General features: G+C 34.8%; 28 protein-coding genes. 9 read left to right on the top strand and 19 right to left on the bottom strand.

All coding sequences use genetic code 11. From position 1 onward, the window contains the following. Positions 1-85: 85 nt before the first annotated feature. The 5 genes from JI747_RS12985 to JI747_RS12965 form a co-directional block, all read right to left on the bottom strand. Positions 86-376 (bottom strand): hypothetical protein, encoded by a 291-nt coding sequence (locus tag JI747_RS12985; protein WP_225689319.1) that lies wholly within the window; start codon positions 374-376, stop codon positions 86-88. Positions 377-428: 52 nt separating this feature from the next. Continuing rightward, on the bottom strand, positions 429-1,412 hold the full coding sequence (locus JI747_RS12980; protein ID WP_225689318.1) for a 2-hydroxyacid dehydrogenase: 984 nt from the start codon (positions 1,410-1,412) through the stop codon (positions 429-431). Between the two features lie 86 nt (positions 1,413-1,498). Continuing rightward, positions 1,499-1,738, bottom strand: a complete 240-nt coding sequence (locus JI747_RS12975; RefSeq protein ID WP_225689317.1) for a prevent-host-death protein — start codon at positions 1,736-1,738, stop codon at positions 1,499-1,501. A gap of 58 nt (positions 1,739-1,796) precedes the next feature. Further along, complete coding sequence (locus tag JI747_RS12970) at positions 1,797-2,198, bottom strand: DUF1801 domain-containing protein (protein WP_225689316.1); 402 nt, start codon at positions 2,196-2,198, stop codon at positions 1,797-1,799. A gap of 133 nt (positions 2,199-2,331) precedes the next feature. Next, on the bottom strand, positions 2,332-2,982 hold the full coding sequence (locus tag JI747_RS12965) for a protein-L-isoaspartate(D-aspartate) O-methyltransferase (RefSeq protein ID WP_225689315.1): 651 nt from the start codon (positions 2,980-2,982) through the stop codon (positions 2,332-2,334). A gap of 125 nt (positions 2,983-3,107) precedes the next feature. Here JI747_RS12965 and JI747_RS12960 point away from each other — a divergent pair, with 125 nt between their 5' ends. The 8 genes from JI747_RS12960 to JI747_RS12925 all read left to right on the top strand — a co-directional run bounded on the left by JI747_RS12960 (position 3,108) and on the right by JI747_RS12925 (position 10,521). Beyond that, the gene (locus JI747_RS12960; RefSeq protein ID WP_225689314.1) at positions 3,108-4,070 is read left to right on the top strand and encodes a Gfo/Idh/MocA family protein; all 963 of its coding nucleotides are present in this window, start codon (positions 3,108-3,110) and stop codon (positions 4,068-4,070) included. Between the two features lie 256 nt (positions 4,071-4,326). After that, on the top strand, positions 4,327-6,048 hold the full coding sequence (locus JI747_RS12955) for a cellulase family glycosylhydrolase (protein WP_225689313.1): 1,722 nt from the start codon (positions 4,327-4,329) through the stop codon (positions 6,046-6,048). Between the two features lie 65 nt (positions 6,049-6,113). Continuing rightward, a complete protein-coding gene (locus tag JI747_RS12950) occupies positions 6,114-6,560 on the top strand; it encodes a DUF5362 family protein (RefSeq protein ID WP_225689312.1) in 447 nt (148 codons plus the stop codon). 68 nt (positions 6,561-6,628) lie between these two features. Further along, positions 6,629-7,507, top strand: coding sequence for a CGA/CIA family class A beta-lactamase (gene bla-A / locus JI747_RS12945; RefSeq protein ID WP_225689311.1), 879 nt, complete (start codon positions 6,629-6,631; stop codon positions 7,505-7,507). 30 nt (positions 7,508-7,537) lie between these two features. Then, positions 7,538-7,960 (top strand): hypothetical protein, encoded by a 423-nt coding sequence (locus JI747_RS12940; protein ID WP_225689310.1) that lies wholly within the window; start codon positions 7,538-7,540, stop codon positions 7,958-7,960. Then, on the top strand, positions 7,960-8,850 hold the full coding sequence (locus JI747_RS12935) for a 3-hydroxybutyryl-CoA dehydrogenase (protein WP_225689495.1): 891 nt from the start codon (positions 7,960-7,962) through the stop codon (positions 8,848-8,850). Before JI747_RS12940 ends, JI747_RS12935 begins: the two co-directional genes overlap by 1 nt. Before the next feature lie 72 nt (positions 8,851-8,922). Continuing rightward, a complete protein-coding gene (locus tag JI747_RS12930; RefSeq protein WP_225689309.1) occupies positions 8,923-10,242 on the top strand; it encodes a hypothetical protein in 1,320 nt (439 codons plus the stop codon). A gap of 39 nt (positions 10,243-10,281) precedes the next feature. After that, entirely contained in the window at positions 10,282-10,521 is a 240-nt protein-coding gene (locus JI747_RS12925; protein WP_002977986.1) for a hypothetical protein, read from the top strand. 70 nt (positions 10,522-10,591) lie between these two features. On the opposite strand, the gene JI747_RS12920 is transcribed toward JI747_RS12925, so the two are convergent. The 10 genes from JI747_RS12920 to JI747_RS12875 all read right to left on the bottom strand — a co-directional run bounded on the left by JI747_RS12920 (position 10,592) and on the right by JI747_RS12875 (position 22,490). Beyond that, positions 10,592-10,996, bottom strand: a complete 405-nt coding sequence (locus JI747_RS12920; RefSeq protein ID WP_225689308.1) for an META domain-containing protein — start codon at positions 10,994-10,996, stop codon at positions 10,592-10,594. A 142-nt stretch (positions 10,997-11,138) separates the two neighbouring features. Then, on the bottom strand, positions 11,139-13,541 hold the full coding sequence (pheT, locus tag JI747_RS12915) for a phenylalanine--tRNA ligase subunit beta (protein WP_225689307.1): 2,403 nt from the start codon (positions 13,539-13,541) through the stop codon (positions 11,139-11,141). A gap of 161 nt (positions 13,542-13,702) precedes the next feature. Beyond that, positions 13,703-14,425 (bottom strand): LytR/AlgR family response regulator transcription factor, encoded by a 723-nt coding sequence (locus JI747_RS12910; protein WP_225689306.1) that lies wholly within the window; start codon positions 14,423-14,425, stop codon positions 13,703-13,705. Between the two features lie 2 nt (positions 14,426-14,427). After that, complete coding sequence (locus JI747_RS12905; protein WP_225689305.1) at positions 14,428-15,459, bottom strand: sensor histidine kinase; 1,032 nt, start codon at positions 15,457-15,459, stop codon at positions 14,428-14,430. A gap of 207 nt (positions 15,460-15,666) precedes the next feature. Continuing rightward, positions 15,667-16,884 (bottom strand): ABC transporter permease, encoded by a 1,218-nt coding sequence (locus JI747_RS12900; protein WP_225689304.1) that lies wholly within the window; start codon positions 16,882-16,884, stop codon positions 15,667-15,669. A 169-nt stretch (positions 16,885-17,053) separates the two neighbouring features. Next, positions 17,054-17,791 (bottom strand): ABC transporter ATP-binding protein, encoded by a 738-nt coding sequence (locus tag JI747_RS12895; protein ID WP_225689303.1) that lies wholly within the window; start codon positions 17,789-17,791, stop codon positions 17,054-17,056. A gap of 81 nt (positions 17,792-17,872) precedes the next feature. Further along, complete coding sequence (locus tag JI747_RS12890; RefSeq protein ID WP_225689302.1) at positions 17,873-19,132, bottom strand: efflux RND transporter periplasmic adaptor subunit; 1,260 nt, start codon at positions 19,130-19,132, stop codon at positions 17,873-17,875. A 30-nt stretch (positions 19,133-19,162) separates the two neighbouring features. Further along, complete coding sequence (locus tag JI747_RS12885; RefSeq protein WP_225689301.1) at positions 19,163-20,467, bottom strand: TolC family protein; 1,305 nt, start codon at positions 20,465-20,467, stop codon at positions 19,163-19,165. 197 nt (positions 20,468-20,664) lie between these two features. Then, positions 20,665-21,795: a DNA polymerase III subunit beta gene (gene dnaN / locus JI747_RS12880; protein ID WP_225689300.1), complete on the bottom strand. Its 1,131-nt coding sequence runs from the start codon at positions 21,793-21,795 to the stop codon at positions 20,665-20,667. Positions 21,796-21,878: 83 nt separating this feature from the next. Next, positions 21,879-22,490, bottom strand: coding sequence for a hypothetical protein (locus JI747_RS12875; protein ID WP_225689299.1), 612 nt, complete (start codon positions 22,488-22,490; stop codon positions 21,879-21,881). Positions 22,491-22,567: 77 nt separating this feature from the next. On the opposite strand from JI747_RS12875, the gene JI747_RS12870 reads away from it, so the two are divergent. Then, on the top strand, positions 22,568-22,924 hold the full coding sequence (locus JI747_RS12870) for a diacylglycerol kinase family protein (protein WP_225689298.1): 357 nt from the start codon (positions 22,568-22,570) through the stop codon (positions 22,922-22,924). A gap of 26 nt (positions 22,925-22,950) precedes the next feature. Here JI747_RS12870 and JI747_RS12865 read toward each other — a convergent pair whose 3' ends face one another. The 4 genes from JI747_RS12865 to JI747_RS12850 all read right to left on the bottom strand — a co-directional run bounded on the left by JI747_RS12865 (position 22,951) and on the right by JI747_RS12850 (position 24,950). After that, positions 22,951-23,409: a GyrI-like domain-containing protein gene (locus tag JI747_RS12865; RefSeq protein WP_225689297.1), complete on the bottom strand. Its 459-nt coding sequence runs from the start codon at positions 23,407-23,409 to the stop codon at positions 22,951-22,953. A gap of 122 nt (positions 23,410-23,531) precedes the next feature. After that, positions 23,532-23,864: a gamma-glutamylcyclotransferase family protein gene (locus JI747_RS12860; protein ID WP_225689296.1), complete on the bottom strand. Its 333-nt coding sequence runs from the start codon at positions 23,862-23,864 to the stop codon at positions 23,532-23,534. Continuing rightward, positions 23,864-24,490 carry an SGNH/GDSL hydrolase family protein gene (locus JI747_RS12855; protein WP_225689295.1) on the bottom strand — a complete coding sequence of 209 codons (627 nt, stop codon included), beginning with the start codon at positions 24,488-24,490 and terminating at the stop codon, positions 23,864-23,866. The genes JI747_RS12860 and JI747_RS12855 overlap by 1 nt, the downstream gene beginning before the upstream one ends. Before the next feature lie 76 nt (positions 24,491-24,566). After that, a complete protein-coding gene (locus JI747_RS12850) occupies positions 24,567-24,950 on the bottom strand; it encodes a ribonuclease inhibitor (RefSeq protein WP_225689294.1) in 384 nt (127 codons plus the stop codon). Between the last annotated feature and the right edge of the window lie 21 nt (positions 24,951-24,971).

Genomic DNA, 24,971 nt, shown 5'->3' with positions numbered 1-24,971 from the left:
AATTTTAATATGAGTTTAAACATACTTAATAACAAAAAAAGCCTTACTGGTTAAGTAAAGCTTTTTTTTATGATCGGTACATTATTTAAGTCAGCACATCATCATTTTCCTCTTCGTGATCATCTTCATTGTCACTGAGACTCCAATAATTATTTTCTTCGTCTTCGCTTCCAATTTCTTCCATATCATTGTCGTCATCTACGCCCGGAATATCTAGTCCTTTGTCTAAGCTGTCATAGGCTTCTTCATCTTCTATCGGTTTTCCGTCTCCGTCAATCGGAATATGTTTTTCGCGGTTAAAAATGTCTTCGCTTGAACTGTATTCAAGCTGTTCCAATCTTCTGTCTTGTTCTTGTTCGCTATTTTCGGATATCATAATTGTAGTATTTAGTGGTTATATAAATGTAAACAAAAATAATTCCAAGTTCTTAAGAATTCTGAGAATACACTTCCGGATTTGCACAGGTCGGCATTTTTTCTCCTTTTGAAAAGGCAATCAGATTTTCTGCGGCTAATTTTGCCATTCCGTTTCTTGCTTCTATGGTGGCAGAACCAATGTGCGGAAGAACACAAACATTTGAAAGCTCCAGAATAGGATCTTCTTTAAAAATCGGTTCAGGATTGGTAACATCTAACCCGGCTCCCCAGATTTTCTTTTCTGCAAGGGCATTATACAGGTCTTTCTGATTGTGAAAGCCTCCTCTTGCGGTATTAATGAAGATTGCATTTTCTTTCATTTTCTCGAATACTGAAGTATTGAACAGTTCTTTCTGCTCAGGTCTGAAATTAGCGTGAATACTTAAAACATCAGACTGTGCAATCAGTTCTTCGAAGGAAACATAAGTAGCATTCAGTTCTTCTTCAGCTTCTGTATTTTGATGGCGGTTGTGATAAATAATGTTCATATCAAAGGCTTTCAGAGATTTCTTAGCCATTTCAAATCCGATTCTTCCCAAGCCGAAAATCCCTAATGTTTTACCGTATAATTCCTGTCCCAATGCATGTAAAGGATCAAAATCTCCCCAATTTCCGGATTTTACTTTTTCAAAATTATAGCTTGCTCTTCTTGCAACCGATTGCATCAATAAAAACGCAACATCTGAGGTAGCTTTACTTAAAACATCAGGTGTATTTCCAACCGGAATATGTCTGTGATTGGCCTCCTGAATATCCACATGATCAAAACCTACGGAATACAATGCGATCGCCTTTATATTCGGACATTCTGCAAAGAAATCTTTGTCATATTTAAATTCACCGCCTACACTCAAAATAACATCGTGGCTTTTACAATAGCTCAGCCATTCATCCTGAGACAGATTTTCATGTTCAGGAATAAAAACTTCCAATCCTGCGTCTTTCAGCATATGAATTCCGATCTCGGGAATTCTCTTGTTTACGAATACCTTCATTTTATTTTGTAATTAATTTTGATTGTTTTCAAATAAAAAACCTTACTCATGTAAAAGCAAGGTTTTTCTAACTTTAGTATTAAAAATTATTTTTTGTCATCTTTATGTCTATTCCAAGATCCGGAATTCATTTCCTGAATTTCCATCCAAACCTCTTTAGCAGTTTTTGGAGCATGAGTCACAAAAGCATTTTTGGTTGATTCCTGATTTTGGTTTTTCATATCGGCTTGCGGAGAGTGACTTGTTGCCTGAAATCTTCTGTTGTGAGAAAGATTTTTCTGGATATTGCTGAAGTCATGTGATGCTTTAAATCTGTTAGTGTCCATAATAATAAGATTTAAAAGATTAGGTTTTGAGTTGAGTCCAATTATCATTCCGAATCGTTCAAAATTTATTTTTTATTTGAATTAATTCTCCCTTTCTTTTCACTATATTTTTATAGTCCCACTGAATTTTTTCAGATTTTTCAAGGCATCTTTTGACATCTTCTTCATTGATTTCAGAGACCTCATTATAAAAGACAGAAGCATCCTGAAACTTTACTCCATGAACATTTAATAGTTCTTCATTAAATGATTTTCCGCTCCAAAACATTAACCTGATTCCTTTCTTTTGCTTACTATAACCTACAATAGGATTTCCTTCCAAAAACCAGACAGGATGGGCGTGCCATATTTTTGATTCGGCTTCTATTAAATTTTCATTGATGATCTCGGAGAGTTTTGAACAAATCAGTTGGTCAGATTCTGTTTGTGACTCAATGTATGTTTGGATATCGGAACTCATGTTTTTAGTTTTAATACAATGATGCTTTACCATTCTCTATAGGAATACTAAGTGCCTAGATTCTTACAGAATGACAAAAAGACTGTTTAAAGTTAAACAATCCTTTTTTAAATCTTAAAATATAATATAAGATTTACTGATTGGTGCTTCCCAACATCGGTACAAATTTATACGCTCCGAATTCTTCTTTTTCAAATTCGGTAGGTGATATTTTTGTAAACCTGAATAATACCTGCTCATCGGTAGGTCCTAAAGGAATGACCATTTTCCCTCCCACTTTCAGCTGTTTCAGTAATTCTGTCGGTAAAATTGATGCTCCACAGGTTACAATGATTTTGTCAAAAGGAGCAAAGGTGGGAAGTCCTGCAAACCCATCTCCGAAGCTTTGAAATTTGGGAAACAGATGCATTTCGCGAAGTTTTTTCTTTGAAAAGTCGAAGAGATCTTTTTGTCTTTCCACCGTATATACATGGGCTTTCATGGCTAATAAAACAGCTGTCTGATAACCACATCCGGTTCCTATTTCCAGGACTTTTTCACCTGGTCTTACCTGTAAAAGTTCCGATTGTTCTGCTACCGTAGAGGGATGGGAAATCGTCTGATGAGCCAAAATAGGGAAAGCACGGTCTTCATAGGCATAGTCCTCGAATATGCTTTCAATAAATAGATGCCTCGGAACTTCATTCATTGCCGAAAGTACATTTTGATCCGAAATTCCTATTCTATTTCGAAGATAATCAACTAAAATCTTTCTTTTTCCCTTGTGTACAAACGAATCCTGCATGTCACAAAAATAAGAAATTAGATATTAGATTTCCGAGATTCTGCAAAAGATTTATCCACAAAAAACCAAATTCTACGCTTTGAAATCTAACTTCTTTATTATCTTTACAAAAATTTAATACAGCTATGTTAAAAGCAGGTTTGGTAGGTGCCGGACATTTAGGAAAAATACATTTACGTCTTCTGAATCAATCTGATAAGTATGATTTTGTAGGATTCCATGATAAAGATGTAGAAAACGGAAAAAAAATAGAAGCCGAATTCGGATACAAATATTTTGAGAATTTTGATGAATTGCTTGAGCAGATTGAGATGCTGGATATTGTAACACCCACCATCTATCATTATGATTATGCATTAAAAGCGATTGAGAAAAAACTTCATTTCTTTATTGAAAAACCGGTAACCCAAACATTGCAGCAGGCTGAAGAGATTCTTTATAAATGTCGTGAAAATGGCATCAAAGCGCAAGTAGGACACGTTGAAAGATACAATCCAGCTTTCATGGCAACCAAAGAATATATTAAAGATCCGATGTTCATCGAAATCCACAGACTGGCGGAGTTCAATCCTCGCGGAACGGATGTTTCTGTAGTGCTGGATCTAATGATCCACGATCTGGATATTTTATTAAGTGTTGTAAAATCTAAGGTTAAGAACATTCATGCAAGTGGTGTTTGTGTAGTCAGCAAAACTCCGGATATTGCCAATGCAAGAATAGAGTTTGAAAACGGATGTGTTGCAAATCTTACAACTTCAAGAATTTCAATGAAGGCCATGAGAAAGAGCCGTTTTTTCCAAAAAGATGCTTATATATCGGTTGATTTCCTTGAGAAGAAGGCGGAAGTGATCCGAATGAAGGATGCTCCTGAAGAGCCTACTCCATTTGATATGATCATTGAAAATGCTGACGGGGAAAAGAACCAGATTTTATTTGAATATCCTAATATTGAGCCTAATAATGCGATTTTGGATGAGTTAAATTCTTTTGCAGATTCTATTATTGAAGACAAACACGTAGAAGTTTCTCTTGAAGATGGGACGGAAGCTTTGAAAATAGCTTTGGAGATCATGAAACTGATTTCTTAATTTTTAGATTATATTAATTTTATATCATATACAAACGGGCTTTTGTCCGTTTTTTTTGTGAATTAATTTCAAATTAGCTTTGGCTGAACCTTTTAATTAAGAAAATCGTTCTGATCTTATTATCTTCATTTTTTAAACAAAATCTTTAGGGTTTATTTATTATTTAATTTTTATTCAACAATTTTTAAATATATTTGTGATTGTATAAACCCTAATTCCTAAAATAATCCCCTAATATTTAAATAATTAAACTATTATGAAAAGAGTCATCCTTCTATCCGTTTTTTTATTGTCTCAATTTGGGACATCGCAACTTTTAAAAACTGACGGTCAGAAAATTGTAAACGACAAAGGAGAAAATATTCAATTGAGAGGCCTCGGTTTGGGAGGATGGATGCTGCAGGAAGGTTATATGCTGAAAACTGCAGATTTTGCAGGGCCGCAATACAAAATCAAAGAGAAAATCGCTGAACTGATTGGTGAAGACGGAATGAATGAATTTTATGCTGCTTATTTAAAGAACGGAATCACTAAACAGGATATTGATTTTCTAAAAAAAGCCGGATTCAACTCCATCAGACTTCCGATGCATTATAATCTGTATACCTTATCGATTGAAAAAGAGCCTAAAAAAGGACAAAACACCTGGCTGGAAGAAGGTTTTAAAATGACTGACGATCTTTTAAAATGGTGTGCAGCCAACAAAATGTATCTGATTCTGGATCTTCATGCAGCTCCTGGAGGACAAGGAAATGACGTTAATATTTCTGATAACGATAAAACGAAGCCTTCACTTTGGGACAGCGACGAGAATCAGAAAAAGACCATTGCATTATGGAAAAAGCTGGCTGAACGATATAAAGATGAACCATGGATCGGAGGTTATGATTTAATTAACGAACCGAATATCAACTTCACAGGCAAAAATCCTAACGGAACAGACGAAATGTCTAATGCCCCTCTTTGGAAGCTACAAAAAGAGATTACAGAGGCCATCCGTACAGTTGATAAAAAACATATCATCATTATTGAAGGAAATGGTTGGGGAAATAACTATAATGGCCTAACTCAGCTTTGGGATAACAATATGGCATTCAGCTTCCATAAATATTGGAATTACAATGATGATGCAACCCTAAAGTTTGCTTTGGATCTGAGGGAAAAACATAATGCTCCGATTTGGCTGGGAGAAACAGGGGAAAACTCGAATGTATGGTTTACGGAACTCATTCAGCTTTTAGACAAGCATAATATTGGTTATGCATTCTGGCCGATGAAAAAGATTGATAATATTGCAGGAATTACCAATGTTAAAATCACTCCTGAATATCAAAAACTGTTGGATTACTGGAAAAATGGAGCCGAAAAACCTTCAAAAGAATTTGCTGAGAAAGCTTTAATGCAGATTGCCAATAACTATAAGTTCAGTAATGTCGAAGTTAAGAATGATGTGATTGATGCGATGTTCAGACAGACTAAAGAGGGTTCTACAAAACCTTATAAAAATCTTCAGGCTCCTGGAAAAATATCAGCGACAGATTATGATTTGGGAAGAATCGGTGCTGCCTATTCGGATAAAGATTTCATCAATCTTTGGGTAAGCGATCCTGCCAAAAGATCGGAATGGAATTCAGGAAATCAGTTGAGAAATGACGGAGTTGACATTTATGAAACCTATGACAACCAATTCTACATTGGGAAAACAGAAAGTGGAGAATGGCTACAGTATACCATCAATGCGAAATCGGATAAAGCATATACTTTTGACCTCAATTATTCCAGCACCAATGCTGCAAAAATAAGACTTGAAGATGCTTCAGGGAAACAACTGGCAACATTTTCATTAGGTTCAACCGGAGGAAAAGCAATCTGGAAAACCGTTTCTGCCAAAGGAATTAACCTGAAAAAAGGAGAAAATAAAATCCGGATCTATTTCGAAAATGACGGGGTAAACCTGAAATCTTTTGAAGTGAAGTAAAAATTTAAGATTTATAGAGCAGAGTTAAAATAATTTTAATTATTTTGCCACAAAATTAAATAATTATGATGGAAACAAATTCTCCTTTTGAACAATTTGAGGAGTTAAGAATCGACAGAATTTCAAGAGAATTTCTTACGGAAACCGCAAAATGGGCTAACTTTTTGTCTATTCTAGGATTTATAGGTCTTGGATTGATGGTACTTGTAGCTTTATTCATGTTCGTTGTAGGCGCCTCAAATAGTTTTATGCCTCTAGGTAGCGGTGTTTTTGTAGGTATTTTTTATATTCTTATTGCAGGTTTTTATTTCGTACCGATTAATTACCTTTATAAATTTTCTTCTAATATGAAGGATGCCTTACGTACAAATAACCAGGCAAGCCTTACCTCTTCATTCGAGTACATCAAATCGCATTATAAGTTTATCGGAATTCTTACCATTGTAATAATGGGAATCTATATTCTTATGATTTTATGGGGCATGTTTGCCGCTTTCGGACGTGTGATATAAATTAATTTATTTATATTTGAATACAATCCTTCTTAAAAATTAAGAAGGATTTTTTAATCTCTATTATTATGAAAAAAATAAGTCTGCTTTTCTTTTTGGTTTCTGCGTTTATATTCGCTCAGCAATCTGCTTTAGATCAAAAAATCAATTCTATTATCAAAGATAAAAAAGCAACCGTCGGAGTTTCTGTACTGGGTTTTGAAAACGGTTTTAAATACAGTAAAAATGCAGACAAAAAGCTGCCAATGCAAAGTGTTTTCAAATTTCATATTGCAGCCGCCGTTTTAGATTTTGTAGACAAAGGAAAACTTTCTTTAGATCAAAAAATTGTATTGGACAAATCTAATTTACTGGAAAATACATGGTCTCCTCTCCGCGACAAATATCCTAATGGAGGTGTAGAAGTTCCTTTGAGCGAAGTGCTTGAAATGACCGTTGCTAAAAGCGACAACAATGGTTGTGATATTCTGCTGAATTTATTGGGAGGAACACAGACCGTTCAGAAATTTATGGATTCTAAAGGCGTAAAAGGTTTCCAGATTAAGTATAATGAAGAAGCAATGCACAAAGACTGGAAGGTTCAGTACGAAAATTACAGTACCATGACTTCTGCAACAGATGTTTTGAAAAAGTTTTATGAAGGGAAACTGTTATCAAAAAAATCTACAGATTACTTAATGAAGGTGATGTTATCTACCTCAACAGGACTCAATAAATTAATTGAACAGCTTCCAAAAAACACTCCTGTCGCAAGAAAAACGGGAGCTTCAGGAAAAAATAAAGAGGGCTTAACGGGCGCTGAAAATGAAATTGCGATCATTACTTTACCGAATGGCAAGCATTATGCAATAGCTGTATTTGTCAGTAATTCAATGGAAACGGATGCTGTCAACTGCAAGATGATTTCAGACATTTCAAAGACAGTCTGGGATTATTTTAATAAGTAAAATTTAAAGCTTAATTTTAAAACCGTTAAAATGAAAAAAATATTTTTAATCATAGGAATTTTCACTTGCACATTTTTCTTTGCACAGAAGAGTGAAACATATCTTTATCTGGATTATAACAGCATGTGTTGCGGAACACCCTCAACCAATCCTGTAATGACTTATATCGAAACTTTTCAAAGCAAAAACAAGAGAAAACCGATTGAAGTCTACAGACAGTCGGGGCTTGGAAGAGAAGGTGAATTCAAGCTTTTTATCGGAATTGATGCGCTTTCAAAATCTAAAAGACAACAGTTCATAAAAGGTCTTGCAGAAACGGTGACTTCGCAGAACAATAAAAGAAACCGTAGTAGTGACGGTTCTGTATTTTTCACACCGACCAATTCTCTAAGTAAAGAAAATTTAAACAAATTAAATAATTTAACTATCTATAAAAAAGAAAAATTAAAATGATCAAAAACATTGTAGTTATCGGAGCAGGAACCATGGGGAATGGTATTGCACATACTTTTGCACAAAGCGGGTTTAAAGTGAATTTGGTAGATGTATCTCAGGAAGCTTTAGACAGAGGGCTAAAAACCATTACTACCAATCTTGACAGAATAATTGCAAAGGGAAACCTTACGGAAGAACAAAAAGCTGAAACTTTAGGAAATATCACGACTTTCACAGCGCTTCAGGATGCTGTAGGATCTGCAGATCTTATCGTGGAAGCAGCTACTGAGAATCAGGAATTGAAATTGAAAATCTTCGGTCAGATGGATGAATTTGCGCCTGAAAACTGTATTCTGGCGACCAATACTTCATCTATTTCCATTACTAAAATCGCAGCGGCTACAAAAAGAGCTGATAAGGTAATTGGAATGCACTTTATGAATCCGGTTCCTATCATGAAACTGGTTGAAATCATCAAAGGATATTCTACTTCTAAAGAAACCTTTGATTCGATCTATGAAATGAGCAAAACGTTAGGGAAAGTTCCTGTAGAAGTAAACGATTACCCAGGATTCGTAGCTAACAGAATTTTAATGCCGATGATCAATGAATCTATTGAAACACTTTACAACGGTGTTGCCGGAGTTGAAGAAATTGATACAGTAATGAAATTAGGAATGGCTCATCCGATGGGACCACTTCAATTGGCTGATTTTATTGGTCTTGACGTTTGTTTAGCCATCTTAAATGTAATGTACGATGGATTCAAAAATCCTAAATATGCACCCAACCCATTATTGGTCAATATGGTAATGGCTGGAAAACTTGGCGTAAAATCAGGAGAAGGTTTCTACGACTATTCTGAAAGCAAAAAAGCTGAAAAAGTAGCAAAAATGTTCTCAAAATAGACTTTGAGTTGTAAGTTTTAAGTTATACATTTGGCTTGTTAAAAGCTGCAATCTAACCTAATAACTGCAACCTTGATAAAATTTAAAGAAAAAAATATTCAGATATTATTGGTCATCATTACTGTAATGGTGACCATTTTACGTTTTTTACTCAATGAAAACGGAAGAGTGAGTCCTGATTCTATCCGGTACATGAAATTTGCTCATGTGCTTCCGGAGATTGACAATACCATTACGCCTTTAGGATATCCTTTGGCAATTAAGATCTTTACTTTCTTAGGAACTGATGAATTTTGGGCGAGTAAAATTGTAGGCATTGTAGCCATGCTTTTTATTGTTTTTTTCTCATGGAAAAAGAACTTTTATTCAAGAGAGTCTACCGTTCTGGTTGCCCTTTTCAGCTTTGTTTCCATTTTTGCAGTTACTTTAAGTGAGGGCTGTATTTTACCTTTTGTTCTTCTTTTTCTTTACGCTTCCGATCAAATTATTAAAGGAAATATTAAAACCAGAAACGCAGTTCTTTATCTTTCTTTAAGCTTAATTGCTCTTTATACTATAAGATACAGTTCTTTATTTTTCATGGGAGCGGTAGGTTTATACGGGCTTTTGTTTTATAAGCGTCAATACGGACGTTCATTTTTAATTTCAGGGATTATTTCAGGAGTTTACATCGTTCTTTATAAACTTTTATTTATTGATTATTTTAATGAAGATTACATAAAGCAGTCTTTGGAAATAGGACTATACCCTACTTCTCAACTTTTAAAGGAACTATTTGAAGGTCTTGCTACCACTTTCAATCCGTTCATCCATATGTCTGATCCGGGAGGCGGAATGATTAATTATGGTATTTACGGATTAGGAGCTTTGAATATTATTGTCATGATCTTCCTGTTTACAAGGTCTAAGCTTACAAATTCAGAGTTTTTCTTTGTTTTTACAAGTGTTTTCGGCATTGTATGTTCATTTTTCATCCAGTATTTTTATCCTGTAGATGCAATTGGTTACAGAATACTTGCTCCGTTCAGCTTTCCGTTGTGGCTGGTTTATTTTAGAAAATTATTTCAGCTTTTTGATGTTAAAGTCTACGTTATCGGAATTTTAAGCATCATGTCTGGAGTTCTTTTCACGTGGCTTTCAAAAGGGAATTATCTTGAGAACAGAAAAGAGGTGGTTCATTTTTTACAGTCTGAAAAATTGGATAAAGTTCCCTTACAGTTTTATTTAAAATCTATGGAAGATCTTGATAAAATGCAGGTTGCAGAGCTTGTAAGCACGGTAAATTCCAATTTAGAGGTAACATTTAAAGCTTCTGACACTCTAAAAAAGACAACCTTAACCTATTATAAAGTTTCACAAAAAATTAAAATCGACAAGAACAAATACCAATAATTTTGTTATCTTTGATTTAAAGTTAAAACATTAAAAAAAATGAAATTACCAAAGTTTTTATTAGCAGATAATTCAGAATTTCCGGAAGATCTATTTGTAGTTCATACAGAATATCCAAGATTTATCTTAAACGTTGAGGAAGAAGAAGTTGAGTGGTTAGATGATCTAGAAGGAGATGATGAAGAAACGATGGCAGATGAAGCTACTAAAGTTGTAGAAGCTGCTTTCAAGTGGTGTGATGAAGAGTTGGCTAAGTACGACGAAGAAGAGGAAGACTAATACATAATCCTATTAAAACATAAAAAGGAACTCAATAGAGTTCCTTTTATTTTTATATATTCTTTGCTGATTATTCTGCTTTATTGAATTTAAGCAATAAAAGATTGTCCTGATACAATTCTAATGTACTTCCGGAAACAACATATCTGTTTGCCTTCTGTACCATATCCAGGAAGTTTTTTTCCACGCTCATATTGTCACAAGCCATCTTGGTAGATCCCATTTGTGAAGCCTCGAACTTTCCAGAAGCAGTCTCCATAGTTACAGCTCCGAAATATCTGTTACACCCAGAATTTCCGTTGATTTTTGCCCCTTCTACATTCAATGTAGGAGTCTGCCCTTTCACATTATCCGCTAAAGTCCATTTTGTATTGGCAATAGAAGGCTGTGCTTTTCCGGCTTTTGATGAAGAAGCCGTTGTTCCGCACGATACCAAAACTGCTGCTGTGCATATGCTTAAAAAAAGGTTTTTCATTGTATTCTTTTGATTTAACCCAAATTTACGGAAATTATATTATTTACAAAGTTGTCTAAAACAATTATATTTTTTTAACAGTTCTTCCAACAAAAAACGGGCTTTAAAAGCCCGTTCTGTATTATTTTTGATTTCCTGATCATTATCCTCTCAATTCAGCATTGAATTCTTTCTGGAAAGATTTAACCAAAGATTCCATTACTGCTGCAATTTCTTTTTCTTCCAACGTTTTTTCTTCGTTTAAAAGCTCAAAACTCATAGCGTAAGACTTTTTACCTTCCGGAAGGTTTTTCCCTTCATATACGTCAAATAAATTAATATTTTTAATGTAAGGAGACTTATTCTTTTTGGCAGTCTGGTAAAGATCTTCATAGTTTACGCTCTTATCGATCAGCAATGCCAAATCTCTTCTGATCTTATTGAATTTAGGAATATCCTTGAATTTCAGCTCATTTTTAGAACGTAATTCCTGAGCAAATTCCAATTCAACTTCTGCATAGAAACATTCCTGATCGATATCGAAATCTTTCAATTGCTGAGCAGAAACTTTTCCGATTCTTACTAATACTTTTCCATCTACTTCATAAGCTAAAGCATCAGAGAACCTGTCATCTGATAAAGCAACTTCTTTATAATCAATTGCCAGTCTTTCCAAAAGAACTTTTACATACGCTTTTAAGTTATAAAAACTTGTTGCAGATTTTGGCTGTAACCAGTTTTCAGCAACTTCTCTTCCTGAAACTAAAATAGCCAGCTGCTTTCTCTCAGTATATTTATCTTTTTTATGATAGATTTTTCCGAACTCAAAAAACTTGATGTCCTGATTTTTTCTGTTGATATTGTAGATTGCATTCTGAAGAAGACCTTCTAACAAAGATTTTCTCATGAATGCCAAATCACCGCTCAAAGGATTCAATAACTTCACAGCATCCGTTTCATCTTTTACAGAAGTTAACGAGTTGTTCATTACTTCATTGAAACCTAAGCTTTGTAAAGTTCTTGCCCAGTTGTTTTCCAACTCATCCTGATCGTTTGCACTCAGCTTTACAGGAGTAAATGAAATCTTTTGTGGAGCATCAATTTTGTTGTAACCGTAGATTCTTAAAATCTCTTCAATAACGTCGATCTCTCTCGTTACATCTGCTCTGTAAGCAGGAACAGAGATTTCCAAGCCATTCTGAATTTCATTCAAAACCTGAATTTCCAGCGATTTTAAAATTTCTTTTACTTTTTCTCTGTGAATTTTTGTTCCTAAAATCTGTTCGATTTTAGAGAATCTGATAATCACATAGCTGTCTTCTATTTTCTTCGGATATTCCTCCAATAATTCTCCTACTAATTTACCTTCTGCCAATTCTGAAATTAATTTAATGGCATGAGTAATGGCAGTTCTAGTAATATTCGGATCTACTCCTCTTTCAAATCTGAAAGAAGCATCGGTATTCAATCCGTGGAATTTAGCTCCTTTTCTTACCGCAACCGGGTTGAAATAAGCACTTTCCAAGAAAATCGTTTTTGTTTCTGAAGAAACTCCTGAATTGGCACCACCGAAAACTCCGGCAATACACATTGGATTGTCTTTTCCGTCTTTAATGATGATTTCAGAACCGTTCAATGTTCTTTCAACACCGTCTAAAGTTGTGAATTTTGTTCCTTCTTTTACAGTTCCTACTTTCACTTTTTTGTCTGCAATCTTATCTGCATCAAAAGCGTGAAGCGGCTGACCGTACCCATGAAGAATATAGTTTGTAATATCTACAACATTATTGATTGGACTCAATCCTATTGCTTTTAATCTGTCTTTTAACCAAGCCGGAGAGTCTGTAACTTTTACGTCTTCAATTACCGCTCCGATGTATCTTGGGCACAATTCAGTATCTTCAACTTCCAATTTGAAATCGTGAGAACCTTCGTTATTCAGTACTACTGAAGAAACTTTTTCAAAAGTAGCTTTTAACTGATTGGTAGAAAGGAAAGCGTATAAATCTCTTGCCACACCATAATGAGACATGGCATCGGTTCTGTTTGGCGTTAAACCAATTTCAAAAACCTCATCGTTGGTCAGTTCAAAATAATCAGCGAAATTTTTACCTACTTCATATTTTTCCGGATCTAATACCATGATTCCTCCGTGATCTTCGCTCAGTCCCAATTCATCTTCTGCACAAATCATTCCCTGAGAAACTTCTCCTCTGATTTTTGCTTCTTTTATTTCAAAAAAGTTTCCGGTTTTATCATAGATTTTAGTTCCGACAACTGCTACAGGAACGGTTTGTCCGGCTTCCACGTTCGGAGCCCCGCAGACAATGTTCAAAACTTTTCCTTTTCCTACTTCTACCGTAGTTTTCTTCAGTTTATCTGCATTAGGATGTTTTTCGCAAGTTAAAACCTTACCCACAACAATCCCTTCCAAGCTGCCTTTTACACTTTCAAATTTTTCAATTCCTTCAACCTCAAGACCTATATCGGTAAGGAACTCTCCTATTCTTTCAGGTTTGATTTCCGTTTTAATATAGTCTTTCAGCCAGTTATTTGATATCTTCATTGCTCTATTTTGAAAATTTTTAAATGAATTTTTGCGTGTACAAATGTCGTCATTTTTTGAGAGATAGAGAAATTTAGAAGTAACTTTAAAGCAAATATTTCACTTTTTATTTTTCACTAAACCATAGATTTCGTCAATAGAAAGAAGGGTTCAAAGTTTTTTTATAGACTTTTACCCTCTATATAATCCATTAATGTTTTCTTGTAGTTTGGAGCAATGACGATCTGCTGATTTCCGATAACGATGTGGTTTCTCTCAATGGCTTCTATTTTACTTAAAGCAATAATGTATGATCTGTGAACGCGCATGAAGTCATCGGAAGGCAATTCTTCTTCAAGCTTTTTCAGGCTCATCAGTGTTAAAACAGGTTTAGGATTATCTTTAAGATATATTTTCACATAGTCTTTCAATCCTTCAATGTACAATACTTCTGAAAACTCAATTTTAACCTGTCTGTATTCTGATTTTACGAAAATAAAGTTTTGTTTTTTCTCTGTTTTTTGCTCAGCAGCAGGAACAGTTTCAAAATAGTTTCTTGCTTTTTGGGCAGCATTCAGAAATTCATTATAGTCAAATGGCTTTAAAAGATAATCTAAGGCACTCACTTTATAACCGTCGATCGCGTATTGATCGAATGCAGTTGTAAAAATCACTTTGCTTGTTGCAGGTAACAATTTTGAGAATTCCAAGCCTGAAAGTTCGGGCATCTGAATATCCAGAAAGAAAAGATCAATGTCTTTTTCATCTTCACATACCTGCATGGCTTCGATTGCGCTGTTGCATTTTGCTTTCAGTTCCAGAAAAGGAGTTTTCAGGACATAGCTTTCTATGAGACTCAAAGCCATAGGTTCATCATCGGCAATCAAGCAGGTAATTTTTCTCATTTTTATTTTGTTTTCAGTTTCATTTCTGCAATATACATTCCGTTATTGAGATGGGAATGGAATTCATATTTTTCGGGATACAGCAAACTTAATCTTTTTTTGAGATTTTCAACCCCAATCCCAGAACCGCTTTTATCCATTTCTGTTTTTGGGAAATTAGAGTTGGAAGCGGTAAAATGAATTTCGTCATCCACAATTTCCATTTTAAAGCTGATATCTGAATGCTGCGTTGCCGAAACCCCATGTTTAAAGGCATTTTCTACTATAGAAATGAAAAGTAAGGGAGCGATCTCAAGATTTGGGATCATCTTCGGAAAGCTTGTCAATACTTTGGTATTATCGTTGAGTCTGAGCGTCATCAGCTCAATATATTTGTTCAAAAAGTCGATCTCATCAAACAATCTTATTTTTTCTACGTCAGTTTTGTACAGAAGGTGTCTCATCAGTTTGCCTAGACTGTGAATGCTGTGCTTTGCTTTTTCCGGTGCAAAATCAATCAAGGAATAGATGTTGTTTAAAGCGTTAAAGAAAAAATGCGGTTGCAACTGATATTTTAAATGCTGCAATTCTGATTTCAATTTGATATTATCTGCTTCACGCTTGATTTCTTCTGCCTGTTTCATTTTCTGTCCGGAACTTATTGCAATTGAAAAAGCAACGGGAATCATATAGATCATAAAATCCATGAAGTAAATGAATCCTTCCGGCGGTCGTCTTCCTCCTCCTCCCCCTTTTGGTCTTGGTGATTCTATCCAGTCAAAAATCTGGTGTTTAAAAATGATCAGCGCAATAATAAGTCCAATATTTATTAAGACAAAACCTAACTTTTTATTGGTATAAAGCCAATTGATCAATACCAGATAATTGATATAAAAAATAACCGCCAGAAAAATCAACTGCAACCAAAAATGCTTGAAAAGCTCCAGCCAGTTTCCATCTGAGCCCAGCGAAAAAGCCGCAGGAAGGAAGAAAAGAACCAGCCAGATCAATAAGTGAATGCTGACTTCCAGTTTTTTATTTTTTAAGGTAATCATTGTTTATTGTTGCTTCAGTTATATATATGTTGCGAAACCTGCATTAATTCTTTAAAAACAAATGTTTTCTATAAGATGATTTTCTTCTCAATCAAAACTTAAATTTATTCAGTCCGTTGAAAATTCCGGATTTATGAAATTTTCGGATTAGTGAATTTAAAATTTTTTCCAGCATTTTTCTTATAATTTTAGAATTAAATTTTTCATTTATTCGTATCTCAGTGCATTGATAGGATCTGCCTGAGCCGCTTTTCTTGCAGGATACCATCCGAAAAAGACTCCTGTAATTGTACAAACTGCAAAAGAAATAATGATAGAACTCATGGTAATACTTACGGGCCATCCTGCAAATTGTTTTACACAGAAAGTTGCGACCAGGCCAATCATTACGCCTAAAATTCCGCCTGTAATGCTGATCAGCACCGACTCTATGAGAAACTGCATTAAGATGTCATTTCCTTTTGCTCCGATCGCCATTCTCAAGCCTATTTCTTTGGTTCTTTCTTTTACGGAAACATACATGATATTCATAATTCCGATTCCTCCTACCACTAGAGAAATGCTTGCAATAGCCACTAAAAGTACGGTTAACATTTCACTGGTAGAGCTAAATGTAGAGATAAGTTCCTGCTGGGAAGAAACGTTGAAATCATTGTCTGCTTCAGGTTTTATCTTATGCTGATTTTCCATCACGGCTTTTATTTCATTGACTGCCGCTTCGGAATTTTCTTCATTTAAAGAGGACGCTACAATAGATTGCAAATAGGTCTGAGCCAAAATTCTTTTCTGAACCGCCGTATAAGGCGCAATAATGATATCATCCTGATCCTGCCCAAAGGTATTTTCTCCTTTTTCTTTTAAAACCCCGATCACTTTAAACGGAATATTTTTAAAACGGATCATTTTTCCGATCGGGTTTTCATTCGGGAAAAGATTTTCCTGAACGGTTTTTCCGATTATTGCAACTTTCCCGTATGTTTCAATATCATCTTCTGTAAACATAGAACCTTCTTCTACTCCCCAGTCACGGATTTTCAAATATTCTGGAGACACTCCGTAGATTGAAGTCGGCCAGTTGTTGGAACCTGCTATACTCTGTCCGCTACCATTTACCAAAGGCGAAATATTTTTAATGAGTTTCACCTGCTTTTTTAAGGCGTTGTAATCTGCTAAAGTCAGCGTTTGCATTGCGGAAGGATCTGAACGCACACCACCCATCATTCCTGCTCCGGGACGCACTGTAATCAGATTGGCTCCCATACTGGAAATATTTTTTTTGATACTTTCTTTGGATCCTTCTCCTATTGCCAACATCGCAATAACAGAGGCTACTCCTATAATAATTCCGAGCATGGTAAGCATTGCTCTGGTTTTATTAAGTAAGATTGCTTTCCAGGCTATTTTAAGTAAGTTTAAAAAGTTCATTTTTTTCTTTTTTTAATTAAAAAAACATTTGCAGACCGCCTTCTTCATTTCTTCGTCATTCTTTCTTTTCAATCCGGCTTCATTGCCGGTCTGCAAACATTACTGCATGTAATCCGTCTTCATTAAAACACACCAAACTAATTATATATTAGAACAAAAAATTCTCTAACTATTCTGCCGGTGGGAGTTTTGCCAACTCTTCCGAAGCGTATAATCTTTGGGGCACCAATCGGTCTTCAGTAATATTTCCATCTTTCAAAACCACCGTTCTTTTACTGAATTTTGCAATGTCATTTTCATGGGTTACAAATCCTATAGTAATTCCCTGATCATTTAATTCCTGAAAAAGATTCATGACTTCATAAGAAGTTCTGGTATCTAAGTTTCCGGTTGCTTCATCTGCCAATAAAATGACAGGACGATTGACTAACGCTCTTGCAATAGCGACCCTCTGCTGCTGTCCTCCGGAAAGCTGGCTGGGAACATGATGAATTCTGCTTTCCAACCCAACCTGTTTCAGCGCTTTTACAGCACGCTCTCTCCTTTCTTCTGCTGAAACTTTAGGGTTATACAATAATGGCAATTCTACATTTTCCAGCGCACTTGTTCTTGCCAATAAATTGTAGGATTGGAAGATGAATCCGATTTTTTTATTTCTAATTTCTGCCAGTTGGTTCTTATTAAGCTCTTTTACCAAAACGCCATCCAGCTCGTACGTTCCTGAGGTCGGCTGATCTAAACATCCTAAAACATTCAGAAAGGTAGATTTACCAGAACCACTGGTTCCCATTATGGTTACAAATTCACCTTCATTTATGGTAAGATTGATTCCTTTTAAGGCGTGAACAATTTCGTCTCCCATTCTGAATTCGCGCTTCAAATTTTCTATATGGATAATGGGTTTCATGCTGCTTTGATTTTAGATTATAAGTCAAATCCAAAAGGTTTAAACTTTTTTATTGCTGATTAATTTTAATGCTCCTTCTTTTTAGTTTCCGGGAGGAGTCGGACTTTGGCTTGAGCTTGATTTTTTATTGTTGTTATTCGGTCTTTTAGGCATGAAAGGACTGCTTTCTGATCCTGATTTTGCCACTGCTTCCTGCTGTTCATCCAAAGCGGTTACAATTTCTTCACTACCCGCTAAGCCATTACTAACCTGAATATTAATCCCATCACTGATTCCTATTGTAATTTGCTTCTGGGAAAGGCTATTGTCTTTATTTTTTATCCAGATATATTTCTCTTTATTTTTTCCTGTTTTCGCTTCAGGAATCTTACTTGTCAACTGATTTTGCAAATAGTATTTCTGTAAGACTTCTGTCTCTGGACTAAAGCTAATTGCTGCCGCCGGAACACTATTAATATTCTTTAATTCCTGTGTAAAAATGGTAACTGTTGCAGTAAGGCCGGGTTTCAATTTCTGTTCAGAGTTATCTGCATCGATAATTATGGTATAGGTCACTACATTCGATTCTGTAGTCGCCGCTAATCTCACCTGACGAACTTTTCCGTTAAATTCTTCCTGAGGATAAGCATCTACCGTAAAACTCACTCGCTGTCCCACTTTCACGTCACCTATATCTGCTTCATCTACATTGGCTTCAACCTGCATTTTGGTGATATCTTTTGCAATAGAGAAAAGCGTAGGTGTCGTCATACTTGCTGCAACCGTCTGTCCTTCTTCTACTTCACGGCTTAAAACAATCCCGTCAATAGGCGCATAAATATTCGCATAACTTAAATTTGTTCTTGCCTGTGCTAATGCCGTTTTTCTTTGGCTTACAGTCTGTTGAGAATTTTTCACCTGATAAGCGGCCTGTTCATAATCTGCCTTGCTGATGACTCCTGATCTGAACATATTATTTTGACGGTTATAATTCTGCTGATAGTAATTAAGTTCATTCAAAGCGGCTTCATATTGAGCCAATGCATTGTTCACAGACTCCTGCAGGTTGGTTTTGTCCAGTTCTGCCAACAGTTGTCCTTTTTTTACCTGAGAATTGTAATCAACATAAATATGATTAATGATCCCTGAAACCTGCGTCCCTACTTCTATCTTATCTACCGGCTCTACCGTTCCCGTTGCTGTAACAGATGTAGTGATATTTTGTTTACTCATCTTTACGGTCTGTATTGAGATGTTCGCATCTTTTTTCTGAGTAAAATATTGATAGATAAAGAAGATCGCAACAACTGCAACAAGCGTAATAATTGAGTTTTTAAAGTATTTTTTATATTTCGGATTCATAGCTTTATATTTTGTTCCGTTATTTTTATTTTAGTTTGTCGTCAATGTTTTACCTTGGTAAAAGTTCAGAAGCTGCGTGTACAAAACCGCCATATATTTTGACTGAATGTACGTCTGTTCATTTGTGAGATACGTATTTCTGCTTACCGCAAGTTCAGTGGTTGTCAATCCTCCGAATTCAAATTTCTTATTAGCTAAATCGTACGCAAGTTTCGCATTATCTCTCGCTACTTTTGACGATTTCTGCTGAGCCTGATTGGCAACTGCATTTTGCCAAGCCGTTTCTATATTGGAATACAATGTTTTTCCAGCGCTTATTTTGTCCAGATTATTCTGTTCAATATTTATTTTTGCAAGCTGCACATTGGTCTCATTTTGTTTTTTTGAGAAAATCGGAATATTCAGAGACAGTCCAACAGATTTGTTAAAGTTATTTTTAACCTGATTAAAATAGCTGTAATCCTGTGTACTTGTAAATCCTGTATTCAAGCCTGCTGTTGCAGAAAGTGTTGGTAAATACCCTGTTTTTGTAATTTTAAGACTTTTGTTAAGAATTTCACCTTGGGCATCATAAATTTTCAGATCCGGAAGATTTTCTGTTGCTAATGCATATACCTGCTGTTTTTCAGGAATTTCATCCATCAAATCGTTCATCTCCACTTTTTCAATCTGAAAATCAACACTTGGATCTAATTCTAGCAACTGTTTCAGTTTTAAAACCTGCTGGTTATAAAGATTCTGACTACTCACCACCGTATATTGATTCTGAGCATTTTGAGTTTCTACATCTGCCAGTTCTAATTTTGAAATAGCCCCGTTTTTATATTTTGTCTGTGTGAGTTTCAATTCCTGAGCTGAAGAACTTACCGTATTGTTTGCAATTTCTATCCCTTCATAGTAATACAAAGCCTGTAGATAAGCATTCAGAACATTCAGAACAATATTATTTTCGGCTTGTTTCTGGTACAATTCTGACTGATCTGCCAGTATTTTATTTTGCTCAATCTGAAGGTTCAATTTATTCCCCTGATACAAAACCGCATTGGCTGAAATCCCGAAACTGTTTGAAAGAATATTCTGGTTGACAAAACTACTGGTAATAGGGTCTATACTCGATCCATTAGTCAGTCCCAAAGAAGAGGAACCATAAATAGTCGGCAGTTTATTGTTTTTTTGTTGCTGATAATTGATTTGAGCAGTTGTTTTATTTAAAACTGTTTTTTTAACAGTGATGTTATTTTCTACTGCATAATTAAGACAATCCTGAAGCGTCCATATTTTTTGAGCAGGCGCAAAGATGCTGGTAAAGAGTGCTATAATAAGATACTGTTTCATTGTCTGTCTGTTTTACAAAACAAAATTGCTCAATCATGAAACCAATATCAAATGTAATAGACAAACGGTAGAATTGTATAGAAGAACAGCCGTTTTTTACGATAAGAAAGTATTACAAAAGTCTTTGAAAGGATATAAAAACAAAAAAAAGAGACTGAAAAAATCAATCTCTTTTTTATCTATTTTTTTAAATATTATTACAATCCGATTACCGGCATTGATAACATTAAGATGTTTTCGTTGTCTTCAAGACCATCAAGCGGCTCGATGATTCCCGGTCTGTTAGGTTGAGACATTTTCATGGTGATATCGTCTGACCCTAGAATTGTCAACATTTCTGTTAAGAATTTAGAGCTAAATCCGATGTTGATATCTTCCCCGTTGTAATCACAAGGAATCTGCATATCTGCTTTGTTTGCATATTCTGTATCTTCTGCATGAAGGTGAAGAATGTTTGCAGAAAGCTTGAATCTTACCTGATTGGTAGATTTGTTTGACATGATAGAAGCTCTTTTGATTGCTCCCAACAATAAGTTTCTGTTAATCGTTAATACATTCGGGTTTTCCTTAGGAATTACCGCCGTATAGTTAGGATATTTCCCATCGATCAGTCTACAGATCCAGATATGCTTACCAAACGTAAATTTAGCCATGTTCTCATTGAAATCGATAGTCACATCTTCGTTTGAACTTGCTAAGATATTTTTGAAAATATTCAAAGGTTTTTTAGGCATAATGAATTCCATTGGCTCGGCATTCATTAAGTCTGTTCTTTTGTACACAACCAATCTGTGAGAATCGGTAGAAACGAAGTTGGTTTCGTTTTCTCCAAACTGGAACAATACTCCTGTCATTACCGGACGAAGAGAGTCGTTACTTGTTGCAAAAAGGGTATTGGTTAATGCTTCAGACAAAACTCCTGCAGACATTGTAACACTTTGGGAAGCGTCAAATTCAGGTAATTCAGGATAGTCATCTGCATTATCTAATGCTACTGCGAAATTGTCTTTCTCATCTAAAATCTCAAGCTGACTTCCCGTTCCTTCCGCATTATCCTTCACCGCTAAGGTAAGTGGCTGCTCTCCGTATGTCTTAATAAAATCCTGAAAAATTTTAGCCGGAACAGCAAATTTCCCTGTATCATCAGACTTCACTTCAAGAGAAGTTACAAGAGTAGTCTCGCCATCAGATGCTGTAATGGTAACGTTGTTTCCGTCTAGTTCAAGAAGATAGTTTTCTAAAATAGGTCTCGATTGAGAGCTTGATATTACACCACTTACAGTTTGTAACGCCTTCTGCAGTTCACCACTTGAAATAATAAATTTCATAGATTTAAAAATAAGTTTCTACAAATATAATAAATAGAAAACAGATAGAAAAGAATAATTATGAGAGTTATTAACATCCATCGTTAATCTGTTTTCAAACTTGAAATTATGTTTAAGTTTTTATAATCGTTGATTTTTGCATCAAAAATCTCCGTTGTATAGTAGCTAATATTCACTTTTTTATTTACCAGACCATTGTATTCTTTAGGCAAATCAAGATTGGATTCTATGGTTGAGACCCAATAAAATTTGGTTAAGTTTTTATTGTCTCCCACCACATGAAATACTAAAAAATTATCTTTTTCAATTTTTGAAACAGTTCCGCTAATAAGCAGTTGAGAAGATTCTGCGTCACCATCATTTTCGTCATCACCCATTACTTTTGAAAAAACATCAGGACATTCGGTCACCATCATCATTCCCACCTGTACTCCAAAATTTTCCATCTTTTTTTCGTTAGAGATATCCGCAACAAGATCAATTCCAAAATCTCTTTTAAGCTCATTTTTATAAGATGCCGCATGTTTGAAAGCACATAAGCCAAACTGCGTACTCATCTCTTTTTTCGTTTTGTTTGTTGCATCAATATTTTTTATGCATTCACAAACTTCGCGGGAAAATTTTTGTTTATATTCTTGAGAAAAGGCAAAAGCTGAAACAGAAACAAATATACCGATCAATAGATTTTTCTTCATTATTGTTATTTTTTTCAAAGATAATTGATTCGCATAGTAATTTCAAAGTACTTATTCTATATTTGTAAAAAAATATCATGCGAAAGCCTCCTATTCATAAAAGTTTTTTTAACGCTTTCCGAGGTATTTTTTTGATGATAAAAAGTGAACGAAATTTTCAGATCGAGCTTTTGGCTTTTTTTATTAATCTCTCTTTGATTTTCTATTTAAAACTTTCTTCGATAGATACCATTTTAATTTTAATTGTCTCTTTTGGTGTTTTAATAGCCGAGATCTTCAATACAGCCATTGAAAAAATCTGCGATATTGTACACCCTGAATTTGACAGAAGAATTGGGTTTATTAAAGATATTGCAGCAGGCGCAGTGATTTTAATGGCGATCGTGTCTGTAATTGCAGGAATTTTAGTCTATTGGAAATATGTTTTTAATTAAATATCTACAAGATTCATTCTACACGCTTACTTTACCGCAATTAAAATATCAACTTCCGCATCGGTAGGATTTTGAGCTTTTTCTCCATAAATTTCAAAATCCGCCGTAAAAATTCTCCCAACATCCATCTTCCAAATTTTCAACCATTCATTAATAACTAAATTTTTTGACAGGTCTCCTGTTGCTGTAAATTTCACATATTTTCCGCCATCAAAGGAATAACCGACCATTCCCTCCGGAATAAAATCCAGGCTTTCTACTTTACAGCCCAGAACTGTTGTATAAGGCTTTGTATGATCTTTCTCATAATCCGTATATATTGAATAAATGGTGTTATCAATTGTATTCGGAATATTACTCAAAATATTTTCATTCATCAGTTTCTCCCATAGTACCGGAATATCTTTTCCTGCTTGCTCGTTTTCATTAGTCGTTCTTACCGAGATACCGATTACTTTGAAAGGTTCTATTTTAACATTTTCCATTTCTTATTTTTTTGTAGAACAAAGATAAAGACATGCAGTGACAACTAGTTGTCAGGAATACAATGACTATTTTAAATTCCTCCTTGAACAGAATATGTATGAACATTAAATAATGAAATTGTCTATTTTCCAACGTAAATAAATCCTGATTTTCCGGATTTAAAAACCGTTTCTATTCTTTGATAATCATCCACTTCATATTCATCAGCTTGTAGAATTTCTTCCTCCGTAACTTCAAACAAAACACCTTCTACCTCATCTTCTGTATTTCCGGAAAAGACCAAAATCGGATGGTATTTCTGATTGCTTTTTCTTAACACTTCAGGGTCGGTGATTTCCAGCATTTCAAGTTTATATCCTGTCAGAATATCTTTTTCTCCTTTTAAAACCCGTCCGAAAGTTTCAATCTGAACCTGCTCTTTCTGCAAAGTTCCGTAAGAAAATAAATTAGTCATTATAAATATTTTTCAATAATTGGAATTGCAATTTCAGCCATCATTCCGTACCCTTTTTCATTGGGATGCACACCATCTGCAGAAAGTAATATTTCTTTATCATGTAAAAAAGCGGAATGAAAATCAATATAATGCAATGAATTTTCGGCCGCTATATTTTTTATAACTTCATTGTAAATAAGAACCTCATCGTTCGTTCTCAGTTTTCCTGAAGCGACAACCACTCCATCTACGTTTTTAGAAAAAGGAAGAATACTTACCAGATAAATATTCTCAGAATATTTTTTAGCTTCTTCAACTGCTTTCAAAACATTCGTTTTAAAATTTTTCGGATTTACCATTTGGACACCTTCTTTAATCGCCAAATCATTTGCTCCGTAACTAATGAAAACCACATTTCCTTCTACAGCATTTCTTGCTTCCATCTCATTAGAAATTCTTTTCACTAAACCATCCGTGGTTTCTCCCCCAATTCCGAGATTGAAAAGAATGAATTCATGACTTCCTTCATTATATTTCTGTAAAGCATATCTTTTCAGAATATCGACCCAACCGCCAAAAACTCCATCATATTCTCCGTAAGTGATGCTGTCACCGAAGAACAAGCCATACCTCATTTTTTTCATTTACTTTTTCAATATTTTTATTTGTAAACTTTGAACCATTAATCAGTCTTAAAATCTTAAATACTTAATGCTTAACCTAGTCCAAAATTAGTGTAATATTTTTGTGTGATTCTATAATTTCAATTAAAATTTCAAATAAAGTTGGTCCGTTTCCCTCAATCAGTTCATCCAGTTTTTGTTGAATCAATTTAACATTAAAAGGTTTTCCCTGCTTTATTTTATTTTCGTAAAATTCTTTGGTTACATCAAATCCTAAATCTTCTTTTGATTTTTGCGAATTTTTCCAGGTAATATCTGTTTCCACTCCATATAAAATATCGTCAAAACCATCCAAAGTTCCGACTTTCCAATCCTCATCTTTCATAAAAAGCTGAGAAAATTCCTCGTAGAAACCTTTTAAATCAGAAAAATGACTACCATCGATAACAGTTATTTTTTTATTTATTTTTTCATGTTCCATCTTTAATTATTGTTTACTAAT

The organism is Chryseobacterium tagetis, from assembly GCF_016735585.2.
GTDB lineage: Bacteria > Bacteroidota > Bacteroidia > Flavobacteriales > Weeksellaceae > Chryseobacterium > Chryseobacterium tagetis.
The sequence above is the reverse complement of the archived record's forward strand: the minus strand, read 5'-3'. Positions and strand labels throughout refer to the sequence as shown.

What these genes read in the sequence shown, in the direction of transcription:
- JI747_RS12875 (WP_225689299.1), bottom strand. Translation starts at nt 22,490, where the DNA reads ATGAAGAAAAATCTATTGATCGGTATATTTGTTTCTGTTTCAGCTTTT.
- JI747_RS12905 (WP_225689305.1), bottom strand. Translation starts at nt 15,459, where the DNA reads ATGATTACCTTAAAAAATAAAAAACTGGAAGTCAGCATTCACTTATTG.
- JI747_RS12970 (WP_225689316.1), bottom strand. Translation starts at nt 2,198, where the DNA reads ATGAGTTCCGATATCCAAACATACATTGAGTCACAAACAGAATCTGAC.
- JI747_RS12950 (WP_225689312.1), top strand. Translation starts at nt 6,114, where the DNA reads ATGATGGAAACAAATTCTCCTTTTGAACAATTTGAGGAGTTAAGAATC.
- JI747_RS12890 (WP_225689302.1), bottom strand. Translation starts at nt 19,132, where the DNA reads ATGAATCCGAAATATAAAAAATACTTTAAAAACTCAATTATTACGCTT.
- JI747_RS12865 (WP_225689297.1), bottom strand. Translation starts at nt 23,409, where the DNA reads ATGGAAAATGTTAAAATAGAACCTTTCAAAGTAATCGGTATCTCGGTA.
- JI747_RS12870 (WP_225689298.1), top strand. Translation starts at nt 22,568, where the DNA reads ATGCGAAAGCCTCCTATTCATAAAAGTTTTTTTAACGCTTTCCGAGGT.
- JI747_RS12850 (WP_225689294.1), bottom strand. Translation starts at nt 24,950, where the DNA reads ATGGAACATGAAAAAATAAATAAAAAAATAACTGTTATCGATGGTAGT.
- JI747_RS12920 (WP_225689308.1), bottom strand. Translation starts at nt 10,996, where the DNA reads ATGAAAAACCTTTTTTTAAGCATATGCACAGCAGCAGTTTTGGTATCG.
- JI747_RS12895 (WP_225689303.1), bottom strand. Translation starts at nt 17,791, where the DNA reads ATGAAACCCATTATCCATATAGAAAATTTGAAGCGCGAATTCAGAATG.
- JI747_RS12860 (WP_225689296.1), bottom strand. Translation starts at nt 23,864, where the DNA reads ATGACTAATTTATTTTCTTACGGAACTTTGCAGAAAGAGCAGGTTCAG.
- dnaN (WP_225689300.1), bottom strand. Translation starts at nt 21,795, where the DNA reads ATGAAATTTATTATTTCAAGTGGTGAACTGCAGAAGGCGTTACAAACT.
- JI747_RS12980 (WP_225689318.1), bottom strand. Translation starts at nt 1,412, where the DNA reads ATGAAGGTATTCGTAAACAAGAGAATTCCCGAGATCGGAATTCATATG.
- JI747_RS12900 (WP_225689304.1), bottom strand. Translation starts at nt 16,884, where the DNA reads ATGAACTTTTTAAACTTACTTAAAATAGCCTGGAAAGCAATCTTACTT.
- JI747_RS12955 (WP_225689313.1), top strand. Translation starts at nt 4,327, where the DNA reads ATGAAAAGAGTCATCCTTCTATCCGTTTTTTTATTGTCTCAATTTGGG.
- JI747_RS12885 (WP_225689301.1), bottom strand. Translation starts at nt 20,467, where the DNA reads ATGAAACAGTATCTTATTATAGCACTCTTTACCAGCATCTTTGCGCCT.
- JI747_RS12855 (WP_225689295.1), bottom strand. Translation starts at nt 24,490, where the DNA reads ATGAAAAAAATGAGGTATGGCTTGTTCTTCGGTGACAGCATCACTTAC.
- bla-A (WP_225689311.1), top strand. Translation starts at nt 6,629, where the DNA reads ATGAAAAAAATAAGTCTGCTTTTCTTTTTGGTTTCTGCGTTTATATTC.
- JI747_RS12960 (WP_225689314.1), top strand. Translation starts at nt 3,108, where the DNA reads ATGTTAAAAGCAGGTTTGGTAGGTGCCGGACATTTAGGAAAAATACAT.
- JI747_RS12910 (WP_225689306.1), bottom strand. Translation starts at nt 14,425, where the DNA reads ATGAGAAAAATTACCTGCTTGATTGCCGATGATGAACCTATGGCTTTG.
- JI747_RS12925 (WP_002977986.1), top strand. Translation starts at nt 10,282, where the DNA reads ATGAAATTACCAAAGTTTTTATTAGCAGATAATTCAGAATTTCCGGAA.
- JI747_RS12965 (WP_225689315.1), bottom strand. Translation starts at nt 2,982, where the DNA reads ATGCAGGATTCGTTTGTACACAAGGGAAAAAGAAAGATTTTAGTTGAT.
- pheT (WP_225689307.1), bottom strand. Translation starts at nt 13,541, where the DNA reads ATGAAGATATCAAATAACTGGCTGAAAGACTATATTAAAACGGAAATC.
- JI747_RS12985 (WP_225689319.1), bottom strand. Translation starts at nt 376, where the DNA reads ATGATATCCGAAAATAGCGAACAAGAACAAGACAGAAGATTGGAACAG.
- JI747_RS12940 (WP_225689310.1), top strand. Translation starts at nt 7,538, where the DNA reads ATGAAAAAAATATTTTTAATCATAGGAATTTTCACTTGCACATTTTTC.
- JI747_RS12975 (WP_225689317.1), bottom strand. Translation starts at nt 1,738, where the DNA reads ATGGACACTAACAGATTTAAAGCATCACATGACTTCAGCAATATCCAG.